The sequence below is a fragment of the Microbacterium sp. SORGH_AS_0421 genome (assembly GCF_030818635.1).
Lineage (GTDB): Bacteria > Actinomycetota > Actinomycetes > Actinomycetales > Microbacteriaceae > Microbacterium.
On record NZ_JAUTAO010000001.1, the window covers coordinates 2,374,182 to 2,400,474 of the forward strand.

The 26,293-nt window shown below is 68.8% G+C and carries 23 protein-coding genes and 2 pseudogenes; 22 read left to right on the top strand and 3 right to left on the bottom strand.

All coding sequences use genetic code 11. The features are described from left to right. Positions 1 to 6 precede the first annotated feature (6 nt). The 16 genes and pseudogenes from ftsW (at position 7) to QE416_RS11375 (ending at position 18,070) form a co-directional block, all read left to right on the top strand. Positions 7 to 1,261 (top strand): annotated as a pseudogene (ftsW, locus tag QE416_RS11300) (putative lipid II flippase FtsW). A 47-nt stretch (positions 1,262 to 1,308) separates the two neighbouring features. After that, positions 1,309 to 2,383, top strand: a pseudogene (locus QE416_RS11305) (glycosyltransferase). Positions 2,384 to 2,630: 247 nt separating this feature from the next. After that, a complete protein-coding gene (murC, locus tag QE416_RS11310; RefSeq protein ID WP_267786737.1) occupies positions 2,631 to 4,037 on the top strand; it encodes a UDP-N-acetylmuramate--L-alanine ligase in 1,407 nt (468 codons plus the stop codon). Positions 4,038 to 4,039: 2 nt separating this feature from the next. Then, entirely contained in the window at positions 4,040 to 4,972 is a 933-nt protein-coding gene (locus QE416_RS11315; protein WP_307316267.1) for an FtsQ-type POTRA domain-containing protein, read from the top strand. A gap of 151 nt (positions 4,973 to 5,123) precedes the next feature. After that, entirely contained in the window at positions 5,124 to 6,311 is a 1,188-nt protein-coding gene (gene ftsZ, locus QE416_RS11320; RefSeq protein WP_074694330.1) for a cell division protein FtsZ, read from the top strand. A gap of 65 nt (positions 6,312 to 6,376) precedes the next feature. Next, complete coding sequence (locus QE416_RS11325) at positions 6,377 to 7,063, top strand: YggS family pyridoxal phosphate-dependent enzyme (RefSeq protein ID WP_094733639.1); 687 nt, start codon at positions 6,377 to 6,379, stop codon at positions 7,061 to 7,063. 31 nt (positions 7,064 to 7,094) lie between these two features. Next, positions 7,095 to 7,565, top strand: a complete 471-nt coding sequence (locus tag QE416_RS11330; protein WP_307316271.1) for a cell division protein SepF — start codon at positions 7,095 to 7,097, stop codon at positions 7,563 to 7,565. A 2-nt stretch (positions 7,566 to 7,567) separates the two neighbouring features. Beyond that, complete coding sequence (locus tag QE416_RS11335; RefSeq protein WP_094733641.1) at positions 7,568 to 7,870, top strand: YggT family protein; 303 nt, start codon at positions 7,568 to 7,570, stop codon at positions 7,868 to 7,870. Positions 7,871 to 8,003: 133 nt separating this feature from the next. Then, positions 8,004 to 8,612 (top strand): DivIVA domain-containing protein, encoded by a 609-nt coding sequence (locus tag QE416_RS11340; protein WP_307316275.1) that lies wholly within the window; start codon positions 8,004 to 8,006, stop codon positions 8,610 to 8,612. Positions 8,613 to 8,621: 9 nt separating this feature from the next. Further along, a complete protein-coding gene (lspA, locus tag QE416_RS11345; RefSeq protein ID WP_307316278.1) occupies positions 8,622 to 9,206 on the top strand; it encodes a signal peptidase II in 585 nt (194 codons plus the stop codon). A gap of 1 nt (position 9,207) precedes the next feature. After that, a complete protein-coding gene (locus QE416_RS11350; protein WP_307316280.1) occupies positions 9,208 to 10,131 on the top strand; it encodes an RluA family pseudouridine synthase in 924 nt (307 codons plus the stop codon). Between the two features lie 190 nt (positions 10,132 to 10,321). After that, positions 10,322 to 13,786 carry a DNA polymerase III subunit alpha gene (gene dnaE / locus QE416_RS11355; protein WP_373458881.1) on the top strand — a complete coding sequence of 1,155 codons (3,465 nt, stop codon included), beginning with the start codon at positions 10,322 to 10,324 and terminating at the stop codon, positions 13,784 to 13,786. Positions 13,787 to 13,881: 95 nt separating this feature from the next. Continuing rightward, positions 13,882 to 15,165 carry a hypothetical protein gene (locus QE416_RS11360; RefSeq protein WP_307316285.1) on the top strand — a complete coding sequence of 428 codons (1,284 nt, stop codon included), beginning with the start codon at positions 13,882 to 13,884 and terminating at the stop codon, positions 15,163 to 15,165. A 63-nt stretch (positions 15,166 to 15,228) separates the two neighbouring features. Next, the gene (hisD, locus tag QE416_RS11365) at positions 15,229 to 16,530 is read left to right on the top strand and encodes a histidinol dehydrogenase (protein ID WP_307316289.1); all 1,302 of its coding nucleotides are present in this window, start codon (positions 15,229 to 15,231) and stop codon (positions 16,528 to 16,530) included. A 12-nt stretch (positions 16,531 to 16,542) separates the two neighbouring features. Further along, complete coding sequence (gene nrdR / locus QE416_RS11370) at positions 16,543 to 17,034, top strand: transcriptional regulator NrdR (RefSeq protein ID WP_267786745.1); 492 nt, start codon at positions 16,543 to 16,545, stop codon at positions 17,032 to 17,034. A gap of 10 nt (positions 17,035 to 17,044) precedes the next feature. Continuing rightward, entirely contained in the window at positions 17,045 to 18,070 is a 1,026-nt protein-coding gene (locus tag QE416_RS11375; protein WP_307316293.1) for a quinone-dependent dihydroorotate dehydrogenase, read from the top strand. Positions 18,071 to 18,270: 200 nt separating this feature from the next. Here the strand turns inward: QE416_RS11375 and QE416_RS11380 are convergent, their stop codons facing one another. Beyond that, positions 18,271 to 18,843, bottom strand: coding sequence for a DUF3043 domain-containing protein (locus QE416_RS11380; protein WP_210076309.1), 573 nt, complete (start codon positions 18,841 to 18,843; stop codon positions 18,271 to 18,273). Between the two features lie 46 nt (positions 18,844 to 18,889). On the opposite strand from QE416_RS11380, the gene QE416_RS11385 reads away from it, so the two are divergent. The 6 genes from QE416_RS11385 to QE416_RS11410 all read left to right on the top strand — a co-directional run bounded on the left by QE416_RS11385 (position 18,890) and on the right by QE416_RS11410 (position 24,748). Next, complete coding sequence (locus QE416_RS11385) at positions 18,890 to 20,284, top strand: dipeptidase (RefSeq protein ID WP_210076307.1); 1,395 nt, start codon at positions 18,890 to 18,892, stop codon at positions 20,282 to 20,284. Between the two features lie 71 nt (positions 20,285 to 20,355). Beyond that, positions 20,356 to 20,721, top strand: a complete 366-nt coding sequence (gene erpA, locus QE416_RS11390) for an iron-sulfur cluster insertion protein ErpA (RefSeq protein ID WP_210076305.1) — start codon at positions 20,356 to 20,358, stop codon at positions 20,719 to 20,721. A gap of 164 nt (positions 20,722 to 20,885) precedes the next feature. Continuing rightward, positions 20,886 to 21,767, top strand: a complete 882-nt coding sequence (coxB, locus tag QE416_RS11395) for a cytochrome c oxidase subunit II (RefSeq protein WP_210076303.1) — start codon at positions 20,886 to 20,888, stop codon at positions 21,765 to 21,767. 2 nt (positions 21,768 to 21,769) lie between these two features. Next, positions 21,770 to 23,533, top strand: a complete 1,764-nt coding sequence (gene ctaD, locus QE416_RS11400) for a cytochrome c oxidase subunit I (RefSeq protein WP_056227796.1) — start codon at positions 21,770 to 21,772, stop codon at positions 23,531 to 23,533. 2 nt (positions 23,534 to 23,535) lie between these two features. After that, positions 23,536 to 23,952, top strand: coding sequence for a cytochrome c oxidase subunit 4 (locus QE416_RS11405; protein ID WP_210076301.1), 417 nt, complete (start codon positions 23,536 to 23,538; stop codon positions 23,950 to 23,952). A gap of 4 nt (positions 23,953 to 23,956) precedes the next feature. Next, positions 23,957 to 24,748: a PP2C family serine/threonine-protein phosphatase gene (locus QE416_RS11410; protein ID WP_307316305.1), complete on the top strand. Its 792-nt coding sequence runs from the start codon at positions 23,957 to 23,959 to the stop codon at positions 24,746 to 24,748. A gap of 50 nt (positions 24,749 to 24,798) precedes the next feature. Here the strand turns inward: QE416_RS11410 and QE416_RS11415 are convergent, their stop codons facing one another. Continuing rightward, on the bottom strand, positions 24,799 to 25,749 hold the full coding sequence (locus QE416_RS11415; protein WP_210076296.1) for an alpha/beta fold hydrolase: 951 nt from the start codon (positions 25,747 to 25,749) through the stop codon (positions 24,799 to 24,801). Between the two features lie 37 nt (positions 25,750 to 25,786). After that, a complete protein-coding gene (locus tag QE416_RS11420) occupies positions 25,787 to 26,194 on the bottom strand; it encodes a rhodanese-like domain-containing protein (protein ID WP_307316309.1) in 408 nt (135 codons plus the stop codon). Positions 26,195 to 26,293: the final 99 nt, after the last annotated feature.

Below are 26,293 nucleotides of genomic sequence, written 5' to 3' on the forward strand. Positions count from 1 at the left end.
ACTCGCGTGACCACGACGGCACCTCCTCCGCGGCGCACACCCGACGAACCCGAACGCACCGGGCTCGCCGCCCGTGTCTCCCTGGGCCGGGCGTTCCGGCCCGTGCCGAGCGAGTTCCTGCTCATCACCTCCGCCGCGCTCCTGCTGACCGGTTTCGGTCTCGTGATGGTGCTGTCGGCGACCTCCGCTCTCGACGGCGCGCAGAACCCCTTCGAGCACGTGATCAAGCAGGGCGTCTTCGCCGTCATCGGCGTCCCGCTGATGTTCGTCCTCAGCCGAGCGCCCCTGCGATTCTGGAAGCGCATGGCGTGGCCCGCGCTGATCCTCGCGACCCTGTTTCCAGCTGCTCGTGTTCACCCCCCTGGGTATCTCGGCGAACGGTAACCGCAACTGGATCAATCTCGCGGGCATCCAGGCTCAGCCGGCGGAGTTCCTCAAGCTGGCTCTCGCGCTGTGGCTCGGTTACGTCCTGTACCGCAAGCAGACGCTGCTGGGGGACTGGCGGCACGTGTTCATCCCGATCGTTCCGGTCTTCGCTCTCGTCGTGGCCACCGTCATGGGCGGCAAGGACCTGGGGACGACGATGATCCTCGTGCTCGTCCTGCTGGGGGCTCTGTTCTTCTCGGGCGTGAAGCTGCGCATCTTCGTGCTGCCGGCCCTCGCGGCCGTCGGTGCCATCGCCCTGTTCGCCATCACGAGCGCCGACCGCATGCGCCGCATCATGAGCTTCCTCGATCAGGACTGCATCGCCAACTACCTCGGCGACTGCTATCAGCCGCTGCACGGGATCTGGGGTCTCGCCGCCGGCGGGATCTTCGGTGTCGGCCTCGGCAACTCCGCCGAGAAGTACGACTGGCTTCCGGCCGCGGCGAACGACTACATCTTCGCGATCGTGGGCGAGGAACTCGGACTCATCGGCTGCGTCGTGGTCCTCCTCCTCTTCGGCCTCTTCGCCGTCGGCGCTTTCCACATCATCCGCCGCACCGACGACCCCTTCGTGCGCATCGTCGCGGGCGGCATCACGATCTGGATCGTCGGCCAGGCCATGATCAACGTCGCGGTGGTGCTGCGCGTGTTCCCCGTGCTGGGTGTGCCGCTGCCGTTCATGTCCCAGGGGGGGACATCGCTGCTGTCGGTGCTGATCGGGTGCGGCGTCTTGCTGTCCTGCGCACGGACCCTGCCGGATCGCCGCGCGGTGAGCGAGGCGCCCCCGCGCACGGCGCGCCGGGCCGCGGCATCCGCCCGCCGTCCGCGCGGCTGAGCGCGCGCTCGCCTCTCGGCCGCGCTCGACGTGGTTAGGGTCGAACAGTGACGACTTACCTCCTCGCCGGCGGCGGCACCGCCGGACACGTGAACCCCCTGCTCGCGGTCGCCGACGGCCTTCGTGCGCGCGACGGCGCCGCCGATGTCCTCGTCCTCGGTACGCGCGAGGGCCTCGAGTCCCGTCTGGTCCCGCTGCGCGGCTACGAGTTGCTCACCGTCGCCAAGGTCCCCTTCCCGCGCCGACCGAACGGGGCAGCCGCGGCGTTCCCCGTGCGGTTCCTGCGCGCGGTCGCCCACGTTCGCCGCCTCATCCGCTCGCGCGGAGTGGACGTCGTCATCGGGTTCGGCGGGTACGCCGCTGCGCCTGCCTACGTGGCGGCTCGGCGCGAACGCGTGCCGTTCGTTGTGCACGAGGCCAACGCCCGGCCCGGCCTGGCCAACGTGCTGGGCGCCCGTGGCGCGGCGGGCGTCGGGGTGGCCTTCGAGGGCACGCCGCTACGCGGAGCGCGCGAGGTCGGGATGCCGTTGCGCCGAGAGATCGTCGAGCTCGACGCCCCATCACGCCGTGCCGAGGCGGCTGCGCATTTCGGACTCGACGCCGCGCGCCCCACGCTCCTGGTCTTCGGCGGGTCGCTCGGCGCCCTGCGCCTGAACACCGCATTCGGCGGAGCGTGGCGCGACGTCCTCGACGCGGGCTGGCAGCTGCTGCACGTCACGGGGCAGAACTCCGATCTGCCCGACCCGGGCGTTGCCGGCTACGCCGTCGTCCGCTACGTCGACCGCATGGATCTCGCCTTCGCCCTCGCCGATCTCGTCGTCTCCCGTTCTGGCGCCGCGACTGTCAGCGAGATCAATGCCCTCGGCATCCCGGCGGTGTACGTGCCCTACGCGGTCGGCAACGGCGAGCAGAGCCTCAACGCCGGAGCCTCCGTCCGCGCGGGCGCCGCACTGCTCATCCCCGACGCCGACTTCTCGCCCGAGCGCGTGCGCGCCGACATCGTGCCGCTGCTGCGCGACGAGGATCGCCGCGCCGCGATGCGCGACGCCGCCGCGCGCACCGGCATCCGCACGGGAAACCGAGAACGTCATCGCCCTCATCGATGAGGCGCTCGGCGGCTGACCCCTCCGCCCCGCCGCCGGCGTCACTCTCCGCCGGTGTCGTTGCGCGGAGTTCGTCGGCGACATGCCGGTTCGGGGTGTGTGCGGTCGGTGTGTCGTCCGAGAACTCCGCCTGACGGCCCGCCGCGGGCATCCGGCCCGCCCGGGTCTGTCCGACGGTCCGCCGCCGACGTCCGGCCTCGACCGCCCCGCCTCCCCAGCGCGCCGAGACCTTCGCTCAGGATCGGCGACGTAAACTCGCAAGCGCCATGATCAGACCCGACCTGAGCCTCCCCATCCCCGAGACGATCTCCTCCGCCCACTTCATCGGAGTGGGCGGTTCGGGCATGTCGGGACTCGCGCGCATGTTCCTCGACCGCGGGATCCGGGTCTCCGGCTCCGACCGCTCCGACAGTGCCGCTCTGCGGGATCTCGCCGCACGCGGTGCGGTCGTCCACGTCGGTCACGACGCCGCGCACCTGGGGGACGCCGACACGGTCGTGCACACCGGAGCGATCTGGCCCGAGAACCCCGAGTTCGTCACGGCCAAGGAACGCGGGCTGCACGTCATCCACCGCTCCCAGGCATTGCACTGGCTCATCGGCGGGCGCCGCCTGGTCTCGGTGGCCGGTGCTCACGGCAAGACCACCTCGACGGGCATGATCGTCACGGCCCTGCGCGCGCTCGACGTCGACCCCACGTTCGTCAACGGCGGCGTGATCGCCGACCTCGGAGCCTCGAGCGGCACGGGGAGCGACGACCTCGTCGTCATCGAGGCCGACGAGTCCGACGGCACCTTCGAGCTGTACGACACCTCCGTCGCCCTCATCACCAACGTCGACCCCGACCACCTCGACCATTACGGCTCGCGCGACGCCTTCGACGCGGCCTTCGCCCGGTTCGCGGATGCCGCGCGTGAGGCCGTGGTGATCTCGTCCGACGACGCCGGCGCTCGGTCGGTGCGCGAGCGCATCACGCACGCGAACGTCGTGACCTTCGGCGAGGATGCGGCGGCAGACGTGCGTCTCAGCGGCATCCGGACCGACGGTCCCGTCGCTTTCACGCTCACCGCCGACGGCGAGAGCGTCGAGGTGCGCTTGCGTGTCCCCGGGGCCCACAACGCCGTCAACGCCGCCGGTGCGGTCGCCGTGCTCCGCGTGCTCGGCCACTCTCTCGTCGAGGCCGCGCGCGCCGTCGAGGGTTTCGGCGGCACGGTCCGCCGTTTCGAGCTGCACGGCGTGCAGCAGGGTGTCAGCGTCTACGACGACTACGCGCATCATCCCACCGAGGTCGCCGCCGCGCTCTCGGCCGCGCGCACGGTCGTCGGCGAGGGACGCATCATCGCGATCCAGCAGCCGCACACCTACTCGCGCACGCAAGAGATGTACCGCGAATTCGCCGAGGTGCTCGAGACCCACGCCGACCACACGGTCATGCTCGACGTCTACGGCGCGCGCGAAGACCCGGTGCCCGGCGTGACCGGCGAACTCGTCAGCGGCGCCTTCGCCGATCCGACCCACGTGCACTACGTGCCCGACTGGCAGGCGGCGGCCGACTACACGGCCGGGATCGCCCGCCCCGGCGACTACGTCATCACCCTGGGCTGCGGCAACGTGTACCAGATCATCCCGCAGGTGCTCGAGGCGCTGTCCCGCACCGAGGCCGCGGCGGTCTGAGCGTGAAGCGGCCCTCGCCCCTGCCGTCGACGCCGGAGTCCGCGCGCCGCTCCACGCCTCACCGCTCCGCGGCGACGCGGCGTCCGGCCTCGGTCGACGACACCACGGCCCTCACGCCTCTGGATCGGTCGCGCGATGCCGGCTCGGGTGCGGGGGAGTCGGATGCCCAGGGAGCGGGTCTGCGCGACGTGTGGCGCGCCTCCCGGGCCCGGCGCCGGGCGCTCTCGGCCGAGGTGCGGCGGTTCACCGTGCGCCAGCGGCGTCGGAGGCGCGTGTGGATCGGGGTGATCTCGGCGTTCCTCGTCATGGCGCTCGGCACGGCGGGTGTGGCGTACAGCCCTCTGTTCGCGGTCGAGAAGGTCGACGTGGTCGGAACCTCGCAGCTCGACCCGGCAGCCGTCTCCGCCGCCCTGGGCAATCAGCTGGGTGTTCCCCTGGCGATGGTCGACGACAGCGCCGTCAAGGCGGCCCTGGTGCGCTTCCCCCTCGTGGAGTCGTACACGCTCGAGGCGCGTCCGCCGCACGATCTCGTCGTGCGCATCGTGGAGCGCACCCCGATCGGCGCGATGCAGTCCGCGGCGGGTTTCACGGTGGTGGATGCCGCCGGCGTCGCGCTATCGACCACCCCCGACGCGCCCGCCGGTCAGCCCGTGCTCGACATCACCGGTGGCACCGCCTCGGCCGCCTTCCGGGCCGCGGGACGCGTGGTGCGCTCCCTTCCGGATGCCGTGCGGTCGCAGGTCACCGCGGTGTCGGCCTCGACGCCCGACGACGTGACGCTGACGCTCGGGGCGTCGGGGTCGAAGGTCGTGTGGGGCAGCGCCGACCGCTCCGCCGAGAAGGCCGTCGTCCTCGACCGTCTCATGCAGAAGAGCCCTCCGGATCGGGCGAAGGAATACGACGTGACCTCGCCCGAGGCGGGCGTCGTCCGCTGATCTTCGAGGCGATAATCCGACACGCCGCGTGTCGGGCGGGCGGGGTCTCATCCGCCGCCTACGTTCGAGCTAAGGAATTGCATACCGGGCAATTCTTTAACCCTCAACATGAGGTTTAAAGTTTCGGGTTCGGGGACAAACGGAGGCCGGCATGAGCCACAACCAGAACTACCTCGCCGTGATCAAGGTCGTCGGTGTGGGCGGGGGCGGCGTCAACGCCGTCAACCGCATGATCGAGCTCGGCCTTCGTGGCGTGGAGTTCATCGCGATCAACACCGACGCCCAGGCGCTGCTGATGAGCGACGCCGACGTCAAGCTCGACGTCGGTCGTGAGCTGACGCGCGGCCTCGGTGCCGGCGCCGACCCCGAGGTTGGGCGACGCGCCGCCGAGGACCACGCCGAGGAGATCGAAGAGGCGCTGCGCGGCGCCGACATGGTGTTCGTCACCGCGGGCGAGGGCGGCGGCACGGGCACCGGTGGTGCTCCCGTGGTCGCGAAGATCGCGAAGTCGATCGGCGCACTGACCATCGGTGTCGTGACCAAGCCCTTCTCGTTCGAAGGCCGCCGTCGTCAGAGCCAGGCCGAGGGCGGTGTGCAGCGCCTGAAAGAAGAGGTCGACACCCTCATCGTCGTCCCCAACGATCGCCTGCTCGAGATCAGCGACCGCGGCATCTCGATGATCGAGGCGTTCGCGACCGCCGACCAGGTGCTGCTCGCCGGTGTGCAGGGCATCACCGACCTGATCACGACCCCGGGTCTCATCAACCTCGACTTCGCCGACGTGAAGTCGGTCATGCAGGGAGCCGGCTCCGCCCTCATGGGCATCGGCTCCTCCCGCGGCGCCGACCGCGCCATCAAGGCCGCGGAGCTCGCCGTCGAATCGCCCCTGCTCGAGGCCTCGATCGAGGGCGCTCACGGTGTGCTGCTGTCGATCCAGGGTGGTTCGAACCTCGGCATCTTCGAGATCAACGACGCCGCCCAGCTGGTGAAAGAGGCCGCGCACCCCGAGGCCAACATCATCTTCGGAACCGTCATCGACGACACGCTCGGCGACGAGGTGCGCGTCACCGTCATCGCTGCCGGCTTCGACGGCGGCGAGCCGTCGCTGCGCATCGACGCGGTCGGCGCCCAGCGTCCCGTCTCGGCGCCCGTCGTGCCCGTCATCCCGGCCGACGACGTCGCTCGCGACCTCGACGCGGCCGAAGAGCAGAAGGCCGCGACGGAGCGCGCTCCCGAGCGTCGCCCTGAGCCTGCGCCGGTGACCGCCCGCGTGCCCGAGACCTCGTACGACGGCGGCTACGCCGACGACGACCTCGACGTGCCCGACTTCCTGAAGTAAGAGCGAACGGTACGACGAGCGGGTCCGGTCTCCACCGGGCCCGCTCTCGTCGTCGAAGGAGCAGCATGGACACCGCCCTGGCCGACCGCCTCGCCGACGTCGACGCGCGCATCCGCGACGCCGCGCGTAGCGCGAACCGCGACCCCGGTGAGATCACCCGCATCGTCGTCACGAAGTTCCACCCGGCATCCCTCGTCGCCGATCTGCACGCCCTCGGCGTCCGGCACGTGGGCGAGAACCGCCAGCAGGAGCTCACCGCCAAGCGGGCCGAGCTCGAGGAGGTCCCCGACCTCGTCTGGCACTTCATCGGTCAGGCGCAGACGAACAAGGCCCGCGCGGTGCGGGCGGGGGCGGATGCCGTGCACTCGGTCGACCGATCGCGGATCGCCGACGCGCTGCACGCCGCCGGTGTCGACGGTGATCTGCTCGACGTGCTCGTGCAAGTGAACCTCACCGACGACCCGGGGCGTGGGGGAGTCGCACCCGAGGCCGTCGAAGAGCTGGCCGCCCACGTCGCGGGCCTGTCGACGCTGCGCCTCCGGGGGGTGATGGCGGTCGCTCCTCTCGACGAAGAACCCGCCCGCGCCTTCGAGCGACTGCACCGCTGCGCCGACGCGGTGCGCTCGGTCGTCGCCGACGCGCGGTGGATCTCGGCCGGGATGACCGGAGATTTCCCCGAAGCGATCGCAATGGGCGCGACACACCTGCGGATCGGCTCCGCAATCACGGGCCCGAGGCCCCCGCGCGACTAGCCTCGGACCAGACGAGCGAACGGAGGATGCGATGTCGAACCCCCTCAAGAAGACGATGGTGTACCTGGGCCTCGCCGACGAGGAAGAGACCTACGAGGAGACCGCGCCGCAGCCCATCGCGCGCAAGCAGCCCACCGCTGCCGCTCCCCTCGAGAAGTCCGCGCCGGTGACCCCCCTGCACCGTCCCGCCGTGGTGCGCCAGCCCGCGGCCGGACCCGTGAGCGAGATCCTCACGGTGCACCCCAAGCAGTACCGCGATGCGCAGACGATCGCCGAGAACTTCCGCGAGGGAATCCCGGTCATCATCAACCTGTCGCAGATGAGCGACGCCGACGCGCGCCGCCTGATCGACTTCGCGAGCGGTCTCTCGCTCGGGCTGTACGGTCGCATCGAGCGGGTCACGAGCAAGGTCTTCCTGCTCTCGCCCGAGAACATCGCCGTGTCCGGCGATGGTGCGATCGCGCAGGCCGACCCTGAAGCTGCGCCCTTCGCGTCCCAGTAACAGTGGCCGTTCTGAGCCTCGTCGGCTCCATTCTCAGCGCGATCCTGTTCATCTTCATCGTGCTCCTGCTCGCGCGCCTCGTGCTCGAGTACATCCCGATGTTCAACCGTGAATGGCGTCCACGCGGCGTCACGCTGGTGTTGGCAGAGATCGTTTACACCGTGACGGACCCGCCCATCAAGCTGATCCGTCGCTTTATCCCACCCCTGCGCATCGGGGGGATCGCGATCGATTTCGGTTTCGCGATCGTGATGTTCGTCTGCTTCATGCTTCTGAGTGTGACGCGGTCCCTCGCGGCCGTGTGACTCTTCGCCGCCGCTTCTTCACCGGTGATCTTCGACACCGGTGGAGGGCGGCGGCTATGCTGTTCCGAAGCGGTACGCCCCGGTGCGACACCCCCACAGTTCCGACATCAGAGCTCTCGAAAGAGGAAACACCATGGCACTGACCCCCGATGACGTCGTCACCAAGCAGTTCCAGCACGTCCGCTTCAAGGAGGGCTTCGACCCCGATGAGGTCGACGACTTCCTCGACGAGATCGTCGTCGAGTGGCGCAAGACGATCGCCGAGAACGAAGAGCTGAAGACCAAGCTCGCGGCGTACGAGTCCGGCGAGGCCACCCCGGCCGCCGCCGAGGCCCCCAAGGTCGAAGAGCCGGTCGTCGCCGAGACGCCCGCTCCGGCCCCCGTCGCCTCCGCGCCGTCGAACGACGTCGAGCCCGCCGCCCAGAGCGCCGGCATCATCGAGCTGGCGCAGCGCCTGCACGACGAGCACGTCGCGGAGGGCAAGGCCCAGCGCGACCAGCTCATCGGTGAGGCGCAGGCTCAGGCGGCATCCATCGTCGCCGAGGCCGAGCAGAAGGGCCGCGAAGAGCGCGCCCGTCTCGAGAAGGAGCGCACCACGCTCGAGGGTCGCATCACCGAGCTGCGCAACTTCGAGCGCGACTACCGCTCGCAGCTGCGCTCGTACATCGAGGGTCAGCTCCGTGACCTCGACACCACCGCGACGTCCTCGGGCTCGACGCCGGTGTCGGCGATCGGTCTGTAGGCCGACTCTTTGCGCAGTCGACCTCCTTTGCGTACGGCGGCGGCCGGCATCACCATCGCGATTCTCGCGGTGCTGGTGCTGGCCGCCGACCAGTTTGCGAAGAACGCCGCGATCGCCAGCCTCCCCTCGGAGCGCGTGGTCCCGATCATCGGTGACTTCCTGCAGTTCTATCTCGTCCGTAACCCCGGTGCGGCGTTCTCGCTCGGCGAAAGCGTCACATGGATCTTCACGATCGCTCTGGCGGTGGTCGCGTGCGTGATCGTCTATCTGGGCGTTCGTCGTGTCCGTTCCCGTCTCTGGGCCATCGTGCTGGGACTGCTTCTGGGCGGTGTGCTCGGTAACCTCACCGACCGCTTGGTGCGAGAGCCCGGGTTCCCCGTGGGTCACGTCGTCGACTTCATCTCGACGCCCTGGATGATGCCCGCGATCTACAACGTCGCCGACATGTTCATCGTCACCATGATGATCTCGGTGGCCGTCCTCGTGCTCTTCGGCCTCAAGCTCGACGGGACCCGCGAGACCAAGGCCTCGAGCACGGCGGCGGATGCCGCCGAGGGCGACGTCGAAGCCCCCGCCGATCCGGGCGCTCGCTGACATGGAGTCGCGGAGCCTGCCCGTCCCCGACGGGCTCGACGGGACGCGCATCGACCAGGGCCTGGCGAAGATGCTCGGCTTCTCGCGCACGTTCGCGGCCGAGGTGGCCGACGCCGGTGGCGTGAGCATCGACGGCCGGGTGGCCGGCCGTTCCGACCGCCTGCGCGCCGGCACCTGGCTGAGCGTCGAGTGGGAGCCCAGGCGAGAGCCCGAGATCGTGCCGGTCGAGGTCCCCGACCTCGGCATCGTGCATGACGACGACGACATCGTCGTGGTCGACAAGCCCGCCGGTGTCGCAGCCCACCCCTCCGTGGGGTGGGACGGACCAACCGTGCTCGGCGCCCTCGCCGCGGCGGGCTTCCGCATCGCCACGAGCGGACCGGCCGAGCGGCGCGGTGTCGTACACCGCCTCGACGCCGGAACGAGCGGACTCATGGTGGTCGCCAAGACCGAGCGTGCCTACACGCTGCTCAAGAGCGCTTTCAAGGAGCGCGAGGTCGACAAGATCTACCACGCGGTCGTGCAGGGCCACCCCGACCCGCTCTCCGGCACCATCGACGCGCCGATCGGCCGGCATCCGAATCATTCGTGGAAGTTCGCCGTGACGCCGGACGGCAAAGACTCCGTGACGCACTACGAGACGATCGAGGCGTTCCCGCGCGCTTCCCTCCTCGAGATCCATCTCGAGACCGGACGCACGCACCAGATCCGCGTCCACATGGCGGCCCACCGCCACCCTTGCGCCGGCGACCCCCTGTACGGCGCCGACCCCACGCTGTCGGCCCGCCTCGGTCTTACACGCCAGTGGCTGCACGCGCATCGACTTGCCTTCACGCACCCCGGCTCGGGGGAGCGGGTGGAGTTCGAGTCCCCGTACCCCGCGGATCTCGCGCACGCCCTCGAGCTGCTCGGCGACGGGGCCTGACCGACGATCGGCACGCTCCCTGGGCGCAGACGGACGGACCGGATGCCGGGACCCCGGCGACGCGCCCGGGGGAGCGCGTCGAACTGAGCGCCGGCTGCGAACTTCCGTGATCGATGTCGGGGGCCGAACGTAGACTCGACCCGTGGCAGCAGACTCCTTCGTTCACCTTCACGTGCACAGCGAGTATTCGATGCTCGACGGTGCGGCCCGCATCGGCCCGATGGTCCAAGAGGCCGTCAAACAGGGCATGCCGGCCATCGCCGTCACCGACCACGGGAACACCTTCGCGGCCTTCGAGTTCTACAAGACCGCGAAAGACGCGGGCATCAAGCCGATCATCGGCATCGAGGCCTACGTCACCCCCGGCACTCACCGTTCCGACAAGACGCGCGTGCGCTGGGGCACGCCCGAACAGCAGAGCGACGACGTCTCGGGTTCGGGTGCCTACACGCACATGACACTGCTGTCGGAGACGACGCAGGGCATGCACAACCTCTTCCGGCTGTCGTCCAAGGCGAGCATGGAGGGCTACTACTTCAAGCCCCGCATGGACCGAGAGCTGCTGCAGACCTACAGCAAGGGCCTCATCGCCACCACCGGCTGCCCGTCCGGCGAGGTGCAGACGCGCCTGCGCCTCGGTCAGTACGAAGCCGCCCGGGCCGCGGCCGCCGAGTTCCAGGACATCTTCGGCAAAGAGAACTACTTCGCCGAGATCATGGACCACGGCCTCTCGATCGAGCGCCGCGTCATGGGCGACCTGCTGAAGCTGTCGAAAGATCTCGGCATCCCGCTCCTGGGAACCAACGACCTGCACTACACGCACCAGCACGACGCGACGAGCCACGCCGCGCTGCTCTGCGTGCAGTCGGGCTCGACGCTCGATGATCCGAAGCGCTTCAAGTTCGACGGTGACGGCTACTACGTCAAGTCGCCCGCCGAGATGCGTCAGGTGTTCCGCGATCACCCCGAGGCGTGCGACAACACGCTGCTCATCGCCGAGCGCTGCGACGTCGAGTTCGACACCTCGGCCAACTACATGCCGCGCTTCCCCGTGCCCGACGGCGAGACCGAGGGCAGCTGGATGATCAAAGAGGTCGAGAACGGGCTGCACGACCGATACCCCGGCGGCATCCCGGATGCCGTGCGCAAGCAGGCCGAGTACGAGACCGACGTCATCCTCCAGATGGGGTTCCCCGGATACTTCCTCGTCGTCGCCGACTTCATCAACTGGGCGAAGGACCACGGGATCCGCGTCGGTCCCGGCCGTGGTTCCGGTGCCGGCTCGATGGTCGCGTACGCGATGAAGATCACCGACCTCGATCCGCTGCAGCACGGCCTCATCTTCGAGCGCTTCCTCAACCCCGACCGCGTCTCGATGCCCGACTTCGACGTCGACTTCGACGACCGTCGCCGCGGCGAGGTCATCCAGTACGTCACCGAGAAGTACGGCGACGAGCGCGTCGCCCAGATCGTGACCTACGGCACGATCAAGGCCAAGCAGGCGCTGAAGGACGCCGGTCGCGTGCTCGGATTCCCCTTCAGCATGGGAGACCGCCTCACCAAGGCCATGCCCCCGGCCGTGATGGGCAAGGACATGCCGCTCGACGGCATGTTCAACCCCGAGCATCCCCGGTACAAAGAGGCGAGCGAGTTCCGCACCCTCATCGAGACCGATGCCGAGGCCAAGACGGTCTTCGACACCGCTCTGGGGCTCGAGAACCTGAAGCGCCAGTGGGGCGTGCACGCGGCCGGTGTCATCATGTCGAGCGAGCCGCTGATCGACATCATCCCGATCATGCGCCGCGAGCAGGACGGCCAGATCGTCACGCAGTTCGACTACCCGGCGTGCGAGTCGCTCGGCCTGATCAAGATGGACTTCCTGGGGCTTCGAAACCTCACGATCATCAACGACGCCCTCGACAACATCGAAGCCAACCGCGGTCACCCCCTCGTGCTCGAGGACCTCGAGCTCGACGACCCCGCCTCGTACGAGCTCCTCGCCCGCGGGGACACGCTCGGTGTGTTCCAGCTCGATGGCGGGCCGATGCGTTCGCTTCTGCGTCTCATGCGCCCCGACAACTTCGAGGACATCTCGGCGGTGCTCGCGCTGTACCGCCCGGGCCCCATGGGCGTGAACTCGCACATCAACTACGCGCTGCGCAAGAACAAGCAGCAAGAGATCGAGCCCATCCACCCCGAGCTCGAAGAACCGCTGGCGGACATCCTCGACACCACGTACGGCCTGATCGTCTACCAGGAGCAGGTGATGGCCGTCGCCCAGCGTGTCGCCGGCTACACCCTCGGCCAGGCCGACCTGCTGCGTCGCGCGATGGGCAAGAAGAAGAAGAGCGAGCTCGACAAGCAGAAAGAGACGTTCTTCGGCGGCATGACCGAGCGCGGTTTCGGCGAGGTCGCGCAGCAGACGCTGTGGAAGGTGCTCGAGTCGTTCGCGGACTACGCCTTCAACAAGGCGCACACCGCCGCCTACGGTCTCGTGTCGTACTGGACCGCCTACCTCAAGGCGCACTACCCCGCCGAGTACATGGCCGCTCTGCTCACGAGCGTCGGGGACTCGAAGGACAAGATGGCGGTCTACCTCAACGAGTGCCGTCGCATGGGGATCAAGGTGCTGCCGCCCGACGTCAACGAGTCGATCCGCTTCTTCGCGGCCGTCGGCGAGGACATCCGCTTCGGCCTCGGAGCTGTCCGCAACGTCGGAACGAACGTCGTCGACGGGATCGTCTCGGCCAGACAAGATGCCAAGTACACGTCGTTCCACGACTTCCTGTCGAAGGTCCCGTTGCACGTGGCGAACAAGCGCACGGTGGAATCGCTCATCAAGGCCGGCGCCTTCGACTCGCTAGGGTCGACCCGCCGCGCCCTCGTCGAGATCCACGAGGACGCGTGCGAGGGGGCCGTGCTCGACAAGCGTCGCGAGGCGAACGGCGAGGTGGGTTTCGACTTCGACTCTCTGTGGGACGAACCGCAGCAGGTCGAGAAGGTCCCCGAGCGTCCCGAGTGGACCAAGAAGGACAAACTCGCCTTCGAGCGCGAGATGCTCGGGCTCTACGTGTCCGACCACCCGTTGGCCGGTCTCGAGGTGCCCCTCGCCAAGCACGCCTCGACGTCGATCCACGATCTCCTCGCCTCCGAGGACGTCCAGGACGGCGATCAGGTCACCGTGGCGGGCCTGCTGACGAGTGTCCAGCACCGCGTCGCGAAGCAGAGCGGCAACCCTTACGGCATGGTCACCGTCGAGGACTTCAACGGCGAGGTGACCGTGATGTTCATGGGCAAGACCTACGCGGAGTTCGCGCCGATCCTGCAGGGAGACTCCATCCTCGTGGTGCGTGGTCGGGTCTCGCGCCGCGACGACGGGCTGAACCTGCACGCGCAGAGCGCCTTCGCTCCCGACCTCGAGGGTCTCGACGATGCGGGCGGGCTCACCCTCGTCGTTCCGGAGCAGCGCGCGAACGAGGCTCTCGTCGGCGAGCTCGCGCAGATGCTGCGCCGGCATTCCGGTTCGACCGAGGTCGTCCTCAAGCTGCACAAAGGCGGCACCGCCAAAGTGTTCGAGGTGCCGATGCCCGTCCGCGTGACCGCCGACCTGTTCGGCGAGCTTAAGGGCCTCCTCGGCCCGAACTGCCTCGGCTGATCGACGCACCTCCGTAAAGAGTTGCAACCCCAGCGGATGCTGGGGACCCCCTGGTTAGGATGACCGGGCGCTTGCCGCCCTCCGAAAGGACCACCGTGACCGATCCGACCCCCCACGACGGCTTCACGCCCACCGACCCCGACGCACTCGACCCATCCCGCACCGAGGATCGCGCGCCCTACCAGCCGACCGGCGCACGTCGACGGGGCTCCGATGGCGACGTCGCAGATCTGACCGACACGGGAGGCCACGACACCGGCGCTCTCGACGCCGGATCCCGCGGCGGGTCCGTACCCGCCGCGGCGCACGCGAACGCCCGCACCGGCACTCACTCGCAGGTCGACGGAGGTGCCGACCGCCCCAACTACGGCGTCGGTCCGTTCTCCGTTCGCGAGGTCGCGCTCCTCGGCATCTGGGTCGTGGCGTTCTTCGTCTCGTTCTTCCGCACCAACATCCTCGAATCGGGCTCCGGGGTCCTCGTCGGTGGTGCCAACGTCTGGCTCTCGGGTCTGTGGTGGATCCCGTCCATCGCCCTTCCCACCGTCGCGGTCGGCCTCATCGTGCTCCGGCGCCTGTCGCCCCAGGGCATCCGGCGCGTCGGCTCGCTCGGCATCGACCAGTTCGCCTCCGTCGCCTTCACCGTCTCGGCCCTGGTGTGGATCGCGTGGGTGTGGGACACGGTCGCGGTCTTCGGTTCGAATGAAGTCTGGACGCGCTCCTGGGTGATCTGGGTCGAGGCCGTCCTCCTGCTGGCGGGCGTCGTCCTCACCGTGTTCGCGCCGCTGATCCCGCCCTTCTCGGCCGATTTCCGTGGTCGAGAAGAGATCCCGGCTCACCGCAACGCGCGTCCGATCCGTCCGGTCGTGGCGCGCCCGCGTAACCCGCGTACCCCGAAAGCGGCGGAGCAGACGGCGACCCCCGTGCCGGCCGCCGACTCGGGCGCCGAGGCCGGGGCGGACGTCTCCGTCCCGGGCAGCTACACCGGCTCGACCGATCTCTCGCACGACCCGGCACCGGCGACCAGCGTGTTCCCCGCCCATGCCGATGCCAACGACACCGATGTGTTCGCTCCGCTGCGGGCCGATGACGACGATCGCGCGAACGACCGCGAGGATCACTCGCGCTGGGAGGCCCCCTCGGGCGACGAGCCCACCTCCCAGCAGCGCACCGCTCACGAAGACCACCCGCACGCGCAGGCGTTCTGGGCGCTTGCTCCCGAGCAGCGCGAGATCGTAGACGACTACGGCACACCGATCTTCCACATCGGTCCCACGGCGTGGGCGCTCGTGATCGAGGACCGCGGCGAGACCTTCGTCGTCCGCCACGACGACGGCCGCATCGGCTACCTGCACGACGTCTCCGGCGTCACACGCGGCTGAACAGAGCCTGCGAGCCGCCCGCCCCGCGCGAGGCGGCTCGCAGGCGCCGGTAGCCTGGAACACATGCTTCGCACGATCGATCTCCGCGGCCGCGTGCTCTCGCCGGCCGAGCTTCTCGCCGTCGTCCCGCGAGCCGACGCCGCCCGCGACGAGGCCCTCGCCACCGCCGCCCGGCTGGTCGACGACGTCGCCCGGCGCGGCGAAGAAGCTCTTCGCGAGCAGGCCGCGCGTTTCGACCGGGTGAGCGATCACGCCCTGCGCGTGCCAGCCGACCACCTCGACGAAGCCCTGCGCGATCTGGATCCCGGCATCCGTGCCGCTCTCGACGAGGCCATCGCGCGCGTGCGCACCGCGTCCGCGGCCCAGGTGCCTGCCCCCGTCGTCACCGAGCTCGGCGAGGGTGCACGCGTGACCCAGCGGTGGCAGCCGGTGCGCCGCGTGGGTCTGTACGTCCCGGGTGGCAAGGCCGTCTATCCTTCGAGCGTCGTGATGAACGTCGTTCCCGCACAGGTGGCGGGAGTGCGCGAGGTGGCCCTTGCCTCTCCGCCGCAGGCCGCGTTCGGCGGACGCGTGCACCCGGTCATCCTCGCCGCCGCCAAGCTTCTAGGCGTCACCGAGGTCTACGCCATGGGCGGCGCGGGAGCGATCGGCGCCTTCGCCCACGGCGTCGGCGAGATCGGGCTCGACCCGGTCGATGTGGTGACCGGCCCCGGCAACAACTTCGTGGCGTCCGCCAAGCGCGCCGTCGCGGGTCGGGTCGGAACGGACTCCGAGGCCGGAGCGACCGAGATCCTCGTGGTCGCCGACGACAGCGCCGTCCCCTCCCTCGTCGCCGCCGACCTGGTCAGCCAGGCCGAGCACGACGAGCAGGCCTCCGCCGTGCTGGTCACCGCCTCCGCCGACCTGGCCGAGGCCGTGCTCGCGGCTCTGCCTGGCCGCGTCGCCGCCACCCGCCACAGCGAGCGCGTCACCGCGGCCTTCCACGGCCCGCAGTCGGCCGTCGTGCTGGTCGACGACCTCGCCCAGGCCACCGCGTTCAGCAATGCCTACGCGCCCGAGCATCTCGAGCTGCACCTCTCCGACCCGCGGCCCGAGGACTTCGTCAACGCGGGTGCCGTGTTCGTCGGCCCCTACACCCCGGTCAGCCTCGGCGACTATCTCGCGGGCAGTAACCACGTGCTGCCCACCGGGGGACAGGCACGCTACGGCGCCGGTCTGTCGGCGGCGACGTTCCTACGGCCTCAGCAGGTCGTCGAGTACGACCGCGACGCCCTCGCGCGGGTGCGCGATGCCATCGTGACCCTCGCCGACGCCGAGGCGCTGCCCGCGCACGGCGAGGCCGTGACCGCGCGCTTCGACGCGTAGTCTGGCGGCGTCATGCACTGCCCCTTCTGCCGGAACCCGGACTCTCGCGTCATCGACTCGCGCACGAGCGACGATGGCCTCAGCATCCGTCGACGTCGCCAGTGTCCCAAGTGCGGCGGGCGTTTCTCGACGGTGGAAACCGCCAGCCTCAACGTCATCAAGCGCTCCGGTGTCGTGGAGCCCTTCAGCCGGGAGAAGGTCATGTCGGGCGTCCGCAAGGCGTGCCAGGGGCGGCCGGTGACCGATGCCGACCTGGCGGTGCTCGCTCAGCAGGTCGAAGAGAACATCCGTCAGACCGGGTCGTCGCAGATCGAGGCGAACGAGATCGGTCTGTCGATCCTCGGTCCGCTGCGCGAGCTCGACGAGGTCGCTTACTTGCGCTTCGCGAGCGTCTATCAGGCGTTCGACTCGCTCGACGACTTCGACGTCGCGATCGCTCAGCTGCGGGCCGACCACGCCGAGCGCTCGACGGCACGGATCGGCGAGGACGACCCGGTCCAGTAACCTGGCGGGGATGTATCCCCTTCTCTTCCGTACGGTCCTCACCCGCCTCGACCCCGAGGTCGCTCACCATCTCGGCGCGGTCGTGATCCGTGCTGCGGGGGTGCGGCAGGTGGCATCCCTCGTCCGTCGCTTCACCGCGCCCGTGCCCGCGCAGAAGGTCGAGGCGCTCGGCCTCGTGTTCGACTCGCCTTTCGGCGTCGCCGCGGGCTTCGACAAGAACGTCACGATGGTCAGTGGCCTCGGAGCCCTCGGGTTCGGACACGTCGAGGTGGGGACCATCACCGCGCTCCCGCAGCCGGGCAACCCGAAACCCCGTCTGTTCCGCCTGGTCGCCGACCGCGCGGTCATCAACCGCATGGGGTTCAACAACGACGGTGCGGCCGCGGCCGCGGCGAAACTGCGCCGCGTGCGTCGTTCGCGTCGGCGCCCGATCATCGGCGTCAACATCGGCAAGAGCCGCGTGGTCGCCGTCGAGGACGCCACGACCGACTACGTCCGCAGCGCGCGACTGCTCGCCCCTCTCGCCGACTACCTCGTCGTCAACGTCTCCTCTCCCAACACTCCCGGTCTGCGGGGTCTGCAGGCCGTCGAGACGCTGCGTCCGCTCCTGACCGAGGTGCGGGATGCCGCGGGCGATACGCCCCTGCTCGTGAAGATCGCCCCGGATCTCGACGACGCGGAGGTGCAGGACATCGCGCGCCTCGCCGTCGATTCGGGGCTCGCCGGCATCATCGCCACGAACACGACGATCGCGCGAACCGGTCTGAGCACGGATGCCGCGAGGGTGGAGGCGATGGGCGCCGGTGGGCTGTCGGGCGCGCCGTTGAAGAAGCGTGCCGTCGACGTGCTCCGGCTCGTCCGCGAGGTCGTCCCGGCGGAGTTCGTCGTGATCTCGGCCGGGGGAGTGGAGACCGCTGCCGACGTGCGCGAGCGCCTCGACGCCGGTGCGACCCTCGTGCAGGGGTACACCGGATTCCTCTATCGCGGCCCGCTGTGGGCCCGCCAGATCAACCGCGGTCTCGCCCGCACCCGCTGACCCGCGCACGCGTCTCCCACTCTCGCGCCCCGTCGCTGACCCCGCCCGCAGGCGCCGGCACGCGTGTCGAGTGTCCAGAACACGCCGTGCCCAGACGTTCTCGAGCGGCGTGTCTTGGACACTCAACGCCGAAACGGGGTGATGGGCCCGCAACGCAGAAACGGCGCGCCCGAAGGCGCGCCGTTTCGTGGAAACCGGGGTCAGACGGGGTACTGACCGCGCTTGACCTGCGCCTTGGGGAGGCGCATGAAGCGCATCTGGACGGTGCGCATAGCGGCGTACCAGCCGAGGCCCTTCTCGAGCCGGCTCTCGCCGAACTTCTCCTTGGCGGCCTTCTTGATGCGGATCGACGTGATGATCATGTCGCCGACGACGAAGAGGATGAAGATCCACAGCGCCACGAACGACCAGTACTGGAAGAACGAGACGGGGATCAGGGTCGCCACGATCACGAGGATCATGAAGGGCATGACGCCCTCACCGAGGTGCCACCCGGCGTCGACGAAATCGCGGGCGAAGCGACGCTGCGGACCGCGGTCGCGCACGGGGAGGTATTTCTCCTCACCGGCGGCCATTCCGATGCGCGCCTTCTCGCGCTGAGCGGCGAGCTCGGCGCGGGCGCGGGCCTTGGCCTCTTTGGTGTCGGGCACGAGCGGACGCTTGCGGGCGGCCTCCTGCTCGGCGCGCGACGGCGTCGCGCGGCCCTTGCCCGAACCGAGCTCCGTCGGCTCGACGGGAGTGTCGTTGGGGGCGGGTGCGGGGGACTTGGCCACGGGAAACCTCGGTGCTTCGCTGATCGGGAGATTTAAGATTACCCGCATGACCCTCGACCTGTCCCGGCAGGACGCTGTGCAAAAAGCAGCGGACGCCGGCATCCCCTCCGCCCTCGCCGATCTCGGCTCCCTCGTACGCATCCCCTCGATCGCATGGCCGGCCTTCGACCAGTCAGCGCTCGTGAAGAGCGCAGACGCCGTGGCCGCCCTCCTCGAGGGCACCGGCGTCTTCGATTCCGTCGAGGTGAAGCGCGCCGCGATCCCCGGAACCGAGGAGTTCGGTCAGCCCGCCGTTCTCGCCACGCGCGCGGCCCGAAACGGTCGCCCCACGGTGCTGCTCTACGCCCACCACGACGTGCAGCCCCCCGGAGACGAGGCGCTCTGGGATTCGCCGCCGTTCGAGCCCACCGTCCGCGACGGGCGACTCTACGGTCGCGGCGCTGCCGACGACAAGGCCGGCGTCATGGCCCACGTCGGCGCCATCCGGGCCGTCTCCGAGGTTCTCGGCGACGACCTCGACCTCGGCATCGCCGTCTTCATCGAGGGCGAGGAGGAGTACGGCTCGCGCTCCTTCGGGCAGTTCCTCGCCGACAACGCCGAGGTCCTCCGCTCCGACGTGATCGTCGTCGCCGACTCCGGCAACTGGGACGAGCGCACCCCCGGTCTGACCGTCTCCCTGCGCGGCAACGCCCGCTTCACCCTGACCGTGCGCACTCTCGAACACGCGTCGCACTCCGGGATGATGGGCGGGGCGGTTCCGGATGCCATGCTCGCCGCGGTCAAGCTGCTCGCGACCCTGTGGGACGACGACGGCGCCGTCGCGGTCGACGGCCTCGCCGTGCGCGACGCCGAGACGCCCGCCTACGACGAGTCCGCGCTCCGCGCCGAATCCGGCCTGCTCGAAGGGGTGAGCCCGATCGGACGCGATTCGATCCTCAGTCGCATCTGGAACAAGCCGTCGATCACGATCACCGGTTGGGATGCCACCCCGGTCGAGGCGGCATCCAACACCCTCTCTCCGCAGACGAGTGTGGTCATCAGCGCGCGCGTGGCCCCCGGGCAGGACGCCCGAGAGGCCTTCGCCGCGGTCGAGGCGCATCTGCGCGCCCACGCCCCGTTCGGAGCGCAGTTGGAATTCAGCGACGTCGACTGCGGTGACTCGTTCCTCGTCGACACGAGCGGGTGGGCCGTGGAAGAGGCGCGGGCGTCGTTCGCCGACGGATACGGGGTCGACTCCGTCGACGTCGGCATCGGCGGGTCGATCCCGTTCATCTCCGACCTCGTCCGCGAGTTCCCGGAGGCGCAGATCCTCGTGACGGGCGTGGAAGATCCCCACGCCCGGGCGCACAGTCCGAACGAGTCGCTGCACCTCGAGACCTTCCGCAACGCGTTGGTCTCCGAGGCGCTGTTGCTCGCGCGTCTAAACGCGCGCTCGCACTGATCGAGGCCGCGCGGGCGGGACGGGCGTAGACTCGTCCCGTCCCCGCGACCGAACAACCGAAGGGCATCGCCATGACCGACACCACACTGTCGTCCTCCGCCGACACCCGCGAGCACGGCGTCGGCCTGACCGCGGCCGCTTCCGACAAGGTGAAGAGCCTGCTCTCGCAGGAGGGCCGCGACGACCTGCGTCTGCGCGTCGCCGTCCAGCCCGGCGGCTGCTCCGGCCTCATATACCAGCTGTATTTCGACGAGCGTTACCTCGACGGAGACAAGGTCGTCGACTTCGACGGCGTCGAGGTCATCGTCGACGACATGAGCGTTCCGTACCTCGACGGCGCCAACATCGACTTCAAGGACACGATCTCGGAGCAGGGCTTCACGATCGACAACCCCAACGCGCAGGGTTCCTGCGCCTGTGGAGACAGTTTCCACTGACCCCGACGCCGGTCTCCGGCGCTGAATCGAGAGCCCCCGGAATCCCGGATCACACCGCGGAAACCGGGGGTTCTCGATGTCTCGGCACTGGACGAATGGCCTGAGAACGGTGAGAGGTTGCTCTAGACTGTCAGAGCAACATCCACGACCCGGAAAGGTGCATTGTGCCCTCCAAACGTCGCCTTCGCTGGGCAGCGCTTCCCCTCGGAATCGCATCCGTCGCGGCCCTCTCCGGCTGCACCACCACCCAGCTCCACGGCTTCTTGCCTGGCTTCGTCGATGACGGCCCGGCCGCCACGAACCACACCGACATGGTCGCAGGGCTCTGGGTCAACTCGTGGATCGTCCTCCTCGCCGTGGGTGTGATCACCTGGGGCCTCATGCTGTGGTCGGTCATCGCGTACCGCCGTCGCAAGGGTCAGTCCGGTCTGCCGGTGCAGCTGCGCTACAACATGCCGGTCGAGATCTTCTACACGGTCGTGCCGCTCATTCTGGTGGTGGGCTTCTTCGCCTTCACGGCGCGCGACCAGAACACGCTCGAGACGCAGTACGAGAACCCTGACGTCTCGATCACCGCCTATGGCAAGCAGTGGGCGTGGGACTTCCAGTACAACGGCACGAAGGAAGACAACTCCGACGCCGTGTACTCCATGGGCGTCCAGGCCAAGGCCACGTCCGACGGGTACGACCTCCAGGACGTCCCGACGCTGTACCTGCCGGTGAACAAGACCGTGAAGATCGACCTCCGCTCGCGCGACGTCATCCACTCGTTCTGGATCATCGACTTCCTCTACAAGAAAGACATGTACATCGGTCGCGACAACGAGTGGTCGTTCACGCCCACCCGTGAAGGCACGTACGAGGGCAAGTGCGCGGAGCTCTGCGGCGAGTACCACTCCGCCATGCTCTTCAACGTCAAGGTCGTCAGCGAAGACGAGTACAACACCTACCTCGACTCGCTGCGCCGTGCCGGCGACGTGGGCGACATCAGCGACCTGTCGCGTCTGCAGAACCTGACGACGGCCGGTACCGAAGGGAACGAGTGATCATGGCCACGACGCTTCCGCTCCAGGGGACGGGCCCCTCGCGGCCGACGACTCTCCCGCCGCGTCAAGCCGCACTGCTCAGCACCACGCGTGTCGAGCAGAAGGGCAACCTGGTCGTCAAGTGGATCACCTCCACCGACCACAAGACCATCGGGTACATGTACCTGATCGCCTCCGTCATGTTCTTCATGCTCGGTGGTGTCATGGCGCTGATCATCCGCGCCGAGCTGTTCGAGCCGGGCATGCAGATCATCCCGACCAAAGAGCAGTACAACCAGCTCTTCACCATGCACGGCACGATCATGCTGCTCATGTTCGCGACGCCGTTGTTCGCGGGCTTCGCGAACGCGCTGCTGCCGTTGCAGATCGGCGCCCCCGACGTGGCGTTCCCCCGTCTGAACGCGTTCGCGTTCTGGCTGTTCCTGTTCGGGTCGACCATCGCCGTCTCCGGCTTCCTCACCCCGCAGGGCGCGGCCGGCTTCGGCTGGTTCGCCTACCAGCCACTCGCCAACGCCAGCTTCTCGCCGGGCGTCGGCGGCAACCTCTGGATGCTCGGTCTCGGCATCAGCGGTTTCGGCACGATCCTCGGTGCGGTCAACTTCATCACCACCGTGCTCACGATGCGTGCCCCCGGTATGACGATGTGGCGCATGCCGATCTTCTCGTGGAACACGCTGATCACCAGCATCCTGATCCTGCTTGCGTTCCCCGTGCTGGCCGCGGCCATCTTCGCCGCCGCCGCCGACCGCGTGCTCGGCGCCCACATCTACAGCCCCGAGAACGGCGGAGTGCTCCTCTGGCAGCACCTCTTCTGGTTCTTCGGACACCCCGAGGTGTACATCATCGCGCTGCCGTTCTTCGGCATCGTTTCCGAGATCTTCCCGGTCTTCAGCCGCAAGCCGATCTTCGGGTACAAGACCCTCGTGTACGCGACCATCGCGATCGCGGCCCTGTCGGTCGCGGTGTGGGCGCACCACATGTACGTCACCGGCGGTGTGCTGCTGCCGTTCTTCGCCCTCATGACGATGCTGATCGCGGTCCCGACCGGCGTGAAGATCTTCAACTGGATCGGAACGCTCTGGCGCGGCTCGGTCACCTTCGAGACGCCCATGGTCTTCGCCCTCGGCTTCCTCGTGTCGTTCGTCTTCGGTGGTCTGACCGGCGTCATCCTCGCGTCGCCCCCGCTCGACTTCCACCTGTCCGACTCGTACTTCGTGGTGGCTCACTTCCACTACGTCGTGTTCGGCACCGTGGTGTTCGCGATGTTCGCCGGGTTCTACTTCTGGTGGCCGAAGTGGACGGGCAAGATGCTCAACGAGCGTCTGGGCATGGTTCACTTCTGGATGCTGTTCATCGGCTTCCACATGACCTTCCTCATCCAGCACTGGCTGGGTGTCGACGGCATGGTCCGTCGCTACGCCGACTACGCGGCCGCTGATGGATGGACGTGGGAGAACCAGCTCTCGACCGTCGGGTCGATGATCCTCGGCGCGTCGATGATCCCGTTCCTCCTGAACGTCTGGATCACCGCCCGCAAGGCGCCGCGCGTGACGGTCGACGACCCGTGGGGCTACGGTGCCTCGCTCGAGTGGGCCACCTCGTGCCCCCCGCCGCGTCACAACTTCACCTCGATCCCGCGTATCCGCAGTGAGCGTCCCGCCTTCGATCTGAACCACCCCGAGGCCGGCATCCCGGTCGGCGTGGGCCCCGCGAAGGACGCGCCCGAGGCGCCCGTGGTCGACTCTGCGGCTGGAGAGGTCAAGTAAGAATGCGTACCAACGTTGGACTCTGGTGGCTCCTGGCCGTCTTCGGCTTCCTGATCGCCGCCGTCTACACCGTCTGGAGTCTTCTCCAGCACGGTGGAGTCGAGTGGGTGGGCAGCGTCGCGCTCGTCTTCCTCGGACTGATGTCGTCGATGATCGCTTTCTACATCTCGCGCGTCATGAAGGCGCAGCGCGGTGATCTTCCCGAGGACACCCTCACTGCGGACATCGACGACGGTGACCCCGAGATGGGCGAGTTCAGCCCGTGGTCGTGGTGGCCCATCGTTCTCGCTGCCTCCGCGGCGATCGCGGTGATCGGTCTTGCCGTCGGAAGCTGGCTCGTCCCCGTCGGATTCGCGATCTTCGTCATCGCCATCGTCGGCTGGGTGTACGAGTACTACCGCGGGTACTTCGCGCGCTGATCCCGTGCCCATTCGGCTGAATGCGGCCGCCGTCTCCGACGCCGGCTCCCACCGTCCCACCAACCAGGACGCCGCTTTTGCGGCGTCCTGGGGTGCGGCGGTGGCAGATGGCGTCGGAGGAGGGCCTTCTGGAGACCTCGCGTCTGCTGCGCTCCTTCATCGCCTCGTCGCCACGCGCGGCGGCGGGATGGATGCGGACGGCTTGCTCGTGCGCATCCGCGAAGCGAACTGGGACATCCGCGCCCACGTCGAGCGTGACCCTGCGCTGCAGGGCATGGCGACGACGTTCACGGGTATCTTCCTCAGTGTGAGCGGCGAGCTGCTGCTCGCGCACACCGGTGACTCGCGGGCGTACCTGCTCCGCGACGGCGAGTTCACGCGCGAGACGCGTGATGATTCGTATGTTCAGGCGCTCGTCGACCACGGGATCATCCCTCCCGAGGCCGCACAGGCACACCCGCGGCGCAACATCATCACCGCTTCGCTCGGGGGCGCAGAGGGAGACGTCGTCTCCGTCGCCGAGCGTCCGCCGGTGACCGGCGACCGCTGGGTGCTCTGCAGCGACGGCCTGACCGACTACGTCCCCGAGGCGGATGTCGCCCGCCTCGTCGGCGAGGTGCCGGACCCACGATCTGCCGCCGCCGCAGCTGTGGCGCTCGCGCTCGAGGCCGGCACGCGCGATAACGTGACCGTCGTCGTCTGCGATGTCGTCGACGACGATCAGACGGTGGGCGGCGACCCGGTGTTCTGCGGTTCTGCGGCGCGTTGGTTCGCCGAGGACGTCGAAACAGCCTGACGCGTCCGGCAACGAAGAGTCCGGTCAGGCTCGGTCTCGTCGATCGGCGTTCATCGCGATGCCCGGGCGAACGCGTCCATCGCTTCTTGAGAGAGTTCCGCGCTCCGCGGTCCACCGTGGCCGTCCTCTTCGACGATCTCTAGGCGGGATCCTGGCCAGGCGCGGTGCAGTCTCCACGCCGTCAATGCCGGCCCGCTGATGTCTCGCCGTCCGTGGACGAGGACCCCGGGGATGCCGGCGAGCTGTTCCGCACGGGCGAGGATGGCCGCGTCACCGGTGAGGAAGCAGTCGCGCGCCCAGTAGTGCGAGACCAGGGTGGCGAAGTTTCGTCTGTGCCGCTCGTCGTCGTGCAGCGGACCCGGGGTGGAGAGCGGGCCCAGGGACATGTGGGTGGCCTCCCACTCGTCCCACTGGTCGGCGGCCACTTGGCGCATATGGGGATCGCCCTGGGTCAAGAGCCGTGCGTAGCCCTCGATCGTGCGCTCATCCGCGCGCAGGAGCGAACGGAGGCGCTCATACGCCTCGGGGAACACCGGAGCGATGCCGTCGGTGATCCAATCGATCTCCCATCGCCCTCCGGTCGTGACGGCGAAGTTGACGATCTCCGTGACGCGATCGGGATGCTCGAGGGCGTACGCGAGCGCCAGGGTGGATCCCCACGACACTCCGTGCAAGAGCCAGCGGTCGATGCCGAGATGCACCCGCACCGCCTCGATATCGGCGAGGAGGTCGTCCATGGTCTGATGCTGCAGGCTGGAGAGGTCGTCCATCGCCCAGGGCTCGCTCCGCCCGCAACCGCGCTGATCGATCCCGACGATCAGATGAAGGGCGGGGTCGAACCGGCGTCGGTACCCGCCCTTGCCGAGATTCCCGCCGGGTCCGCCATGCAGATAGAGCGCTGGTCGCCCTCGCGGATTACCGGAGGTCTCCCAATACAGCCGGGCGCCGTCCGGCCTTTCCACGAACCCGGAGTCGAACGGTTCCAGAGGGGGATGCTGCATCCCGGCAGCCTAACGGCATCCTGTGTCGTGTTCGAGGTCAGGAGCGGACGACCATGACCGTCGGGTCGAAGACCCGCTCGCAGGGACCCCGGTCGTTCTCGAAGGGCTGACCCTCACGTACCCAGTACTCGTAGCCGCCGATCATCTCGCGGACCTCGTAGCCGAGGCGGGCGAAGGCGAGGGCGCCCTTCTGCCCGGCGTTGCAGCCGGGGCTCCAGCAGTACACCACGACGGGGGTATCGAGCGCGATCTCGAGAGGTGCGCGATCGTCGATGTCTCGATACGGCATGTGAACGGCGCCCGTGATGCGTCCCTGCGCCCAGGCCTCGTCGCCGCGCACGTCGACGAGCACAAAGCGGTCGCCGTTCTTCTGGGCCGCGTACACGTCGCTGGGGTCGGTCTCGAAGGCGAGGCGGCGCGAGAAGTAATCCTGAGCGTCGGTCATGTCTCCCACGTTAGGGGAGCGCGTCACGCCGGGGGAGGAGCACGGATGCCATTCCGCGGTGCCTGCCTGCCAGACCCTCTCGGCGTCGATGGAGGTGTG